This window comes from Micromonospora sp. H61 (assembly GCF_018070325.1).
Taxonomy (GTDB): Bacteria; Actinomycetota; Actinomycetes; order Mycobacteriales; family Micromonosporaceae; genus Micromonospora; species Micromonospora salmantinae.
This window is the reverse complement of record NZ_JAGPXY010000244.1, coordinates 1-606: the sequence shown is the minus strand read 5'-3', so window position 1 is coordinate 606 and position 606 is coordinate 1. Positions and strand designations below refer to the sequence as shown.

The 606-nt window shown below is 74.4% G+C and carries 1 pseudogene; it reads left to right on the top strand.

Annotated elements, in window-relative coordinates:
• Nucleotides 1-63: 63 nt before the first annotated feature.
• A pseudogene (locus tag KBX08_RS33405) lies at nt 64-606 on the top strand (hypothetical protein); the annotation flags it as partial.

Here is a 606-nt window from a genome sequence, read left to right as displayed (position 1 = left end):
GCGCCACCGGCGCTCAAGGCCCGCAGGGCGACGCAGGCGCACAAGGTGCCACCGGAGCCCAAGGTGCCCAGGGCGACGCAGGCGCACAAGGCGCGACCGGCGCTCAAGGCCCGCAGGGCGACGCAGGCGCACAAGGCGCCACCGGCGCTCAAGGCCCGCAGGGCGACACGGGCGCTCCAGGCGTCCAAGGTGCCACCGGTGCTCAAGGCCCGCAGGGCGACACGGGCGCTCCAGGCGTCCAAGGCGCCACCGGTGCTCAGGGCACGCAAGGCGACACCGGTGCTCAAGGTGCTCAAGGCTTCCAAGGCGCCACCGGCGCGCAGGGCACGCAGGGCGACGCAGGCGCTCAAGGCGCCACCGGAGCCCAAGGCCCACAAGGCGACGCAGGCGCACAAGGCGCCACCGGTGCTCAAGGCCCGCAGGGCGACACGGGCGCTCCAGGCGTCCAAGGCGCCACCGGTGCTCAGGGCACGCAAGGCGACACCGGTGCTCAAGGTGCTCAAGGCTTCCAAGGCGCGACCGGCGCGCAGGGCACGCAGGGCGACACGGGTGCTCAAGGCGCGACCGGTGCCCAAGGCCCGCAGGGCGACGCGGGTCCTCAAGGCT